General features: G+C 52.9%; 3 protein-coding genes. 1 reads left to right on the top strand and 2 read right to left on the bottom strand.

The genetic code is table 11. The features are described from left to right. On the bottom strand, positions 1-605 hold a 605-nt coding region (locus tag Q0628_RS09580; protein ID WP_298770479.1), incomplete at its 3' end, for a methionyl-tRNA formyltransferase. Positions 606-755: 150 nt separating this feature from the next. Next, entirely contained in the window at positions 756-1,751 is a 996-nt protein-coding gene (locus Q0628_RS09575; protein ID WP_290732060.1) for a tryptophan--tRNA ligase, read from the bottom strand. A gap of 45 nt (positions 1,752-1,796) precedes the next feature. On the opposite strand from Q0628_RS09575, the gene Q0628_RS09570 reads away from it, so the two are divergent. Continuing rightward, on the top strand, positions 1,797-2,689 hold an 893-nt coding region (locus Q0628_RS09570), incomplete at its 3' end, for a ribonuclease D (RefSeq protein ID WP_298770478.1).

The following is a 2,689-nucleotide window of genomic DNA, read 5'->3' as shown; positions in this document are numbered from 1 at the left end:
GGTGCACCGCTTGCCTGTGCATGATCTTGCGTCAAGTCCTTCTCGCGGCCTTCCATGAGCTGGTGAATCGCATCGTCCAGCGCTTCGCAGCCAGGCGCAACCATCTTTTCCAAGAGGCTAGCGGTCGTATCCTGATGGTCAATCACCACCGTCTTTTGGGCAAGAATCGGGCCATGGTCCATCTTTTCATCCAAGCGGAAAACGGTCACTCCGGTTTCCTTAAGGCCATCGGCAATGGCGCGTTGAACCGGGGCAGCTCCGCGGTACTTAGGGAGCAGACTTCCATGAACATTCACGGCACCGAATTTAGCGACCCCAAGAATATTCTTCGGCAAAATCGAATACGCAACAACTACGAAAAGGTCCGCATCAAAAGCTCGCAGGGCGTCCTCGAATTCGGGCGACCTCAAGTCAGTCGGTTGCAGCACCGGGAGAGCGTATTCGAGCGCCAGTTGCTTGACTGGCGGGGGCGTAAGTACGCGCCCACGCCCTGCAGGACGGTCTGGCTGAGTCACTACCGCCACCACATCCGCAAAATCAGATTTTTTGAGATGTTTCAAAAAACAAGCCGCAAATTCCGGCGTACCCATAAATACGATTCTCATAGCACGAAATATAGAAACAATGCCCCCGGGCGTTAACCGGGGGTATTTTCATACACGAAATAAATTTTCAGATTCGTCTAGGAACGAGCCAGGAGAGAGCGAGGGCCAGCCAGTCCTGAACCTAGTTGCCGGATCTAGTCCGAGCGGTCATTAATACGTGCCTAACAAGGAACGAACTTTTTCCATCATTGCCTTGGACTTCACGCGAGCCTTCTCCTTACCGTAGGCAAGAATCTTGTCGATTTCTTCGGTGTGATTCAGCAAGTAGAAGTATTTTTCGCGGGCAGCACCCAGGTGTTCTTCGAGAACATTCTGGAGTTCCTGCTTGGCGTGTCCCCAGCCCATGCCGCCTGCGCGGTAGCGGGCGGCAAGCGCCTCGGTCTGTTCCGGAGTCGCGAAGAGTTTGTACAACTTAAATACGTTGCAAGTGTCCGGATCCTTGGGTTCTTCGATACCCTGGGAGTTCGTGACAATCTTGCCGATTTTCTTCTTGAGAGCCTTACTTTCGAGGAAGATGTCGATGACGTTGTCGTAGGACTTGCTCATCTTGCGGCCGTCGAGACCCGGGATGATACCCGTGGTTTCCTGGAACACCGGTTCCGGAATCGTAAACACATCCTGTCCAAAATGCTTGTTGAACTTGATGGCGATATCACGAGCAAATTCCACATGCTGCTTCTGGTCCTTACCAACCGGCACGATGTCTGCGCTGAACATCAAAATGTCGGCGTCCATCAGGCACGGGTAGCAGTAGAGGCCCATGTTCACGTTGGCATCCGGGTCTTCACCGGCGGCGTTGTTCGCTTCGACCTTCGCCTTGTAAGCGTGGGCACGATTCATGAAGCCCTTCGGCGTAAAGCAGCTGAGCGCCCAGCTGAGTTCGAAAATCTCGGGAATGTCACTCTGCTTGTAGAACAGGCCTTCTTCCGGGTTCAGACCAAGAGCAAGCCAGGTAGCCGCAATCTTGTAGATGTTGGCCCGCATCTCTGCACCGTTTTGCACGGTAGTGAGAGCGTGGTAATCAGCGATAAAGTAGACCGTATCGTAGGTCTTGGAAAGTTCAAGAGCGGGGCGGATTGCACCCAGATAGTTACCCAAGTGAGGAGTGCCGGTGGGCTTGATGCCCGTAAGGGAAATTTTTTTCATGGGCACAAAGATAACAATTCTTTTTTTAGTTACATTTCTCCCTACATGTTACAAGACGAGAAATACATACTGGTAGATAGCGAAGAATCCCTCGCAGGCCTGCTAGAGGACCTAGAACTCTACGAAATGGCTGCCGTCGACACCGAGGCGGACTCCATGTACCACTATACTACCCGTCTTTGCCTAATCCAAATTACCATCGGCGAACACCATTACATCGTGGATCCGCTCTGCGACATAGACATTACGCCCCTGTTCAAGGCGAAGGCCATGCAGACGCTCATATTCCACGGGGCCGACTACGACCTCAGACTGCTGTGGCAGACCTACCAGTTCTCACCGAGGCACATATTTGACACAATGCTCGCCGCCAAGATCCTGGGCGAAGAACACCTGGGCCTAGCAGACCTCGTCCGCAAGTATTTTGGGGACGAACTCAAGAAGGAAAACCAGCGTGCAGACTGGACTACGCGGCCGCTCCCACTCGAGATGTGCGAATACGCCATTCACGACACATTCTATCTGCATGAACTCTGTGCAATTCTGGTCGAAAAGTTGCAAGCCATCAGGCGCATGGAATGGCTCACGGAACAATGCGAAGCCCTCATCGAGCACGCAAAAAATCCCGCCCCTTCGAAAAAAGATCCCTGGCGAGTTTCTGGATCGGCCCCGCTCGGTCCCTGCGCTCTGAATATTCTGAAAAACCTGTGGGAATGGCGCGAAAAACAGGCGGAAGAACTAGACCGTCCCCCCTACAAGGTGATGCCCATCGAGCTCATGCTCGCTATCGTACGGCGCGCCGAAGCAAATTTTCCAAATGTCAACTTGGACAAGCTACCCAAGCTTCCGCGCAATTTCAAGGACGAACGCCTTGAATCCTTCGTTTCCATGATGACGAAGGCCATGGAAACCCCAAAGGAAAACTGGCCCGAAAGACT

The organism is uncultured Fibrobacter sp. (assembly GCF_937877005.1).
In the GTDB taxonomy this organism is placed as follows: Bacteria; Fibrobacterota; Fibrobacteria; order Fibrobacterales; family Fibrobacteraceae; genus Fibrobacter.
Note: the sequence above shows the minus strand (reverse complement) of the source record. Positions and strands in the feature narration are given on the sequence as shown.

Bases quoted from the DNA above. Each gene is read 5' to 3' on its own strand.
- Q0628_RS09575 (WP_290732060.1), bottom strand. From the start codon at position 1,751: ATGAAAAAAATTTCCCTTACGGGCATCAAGCCCACCGGCACTCCTCAC.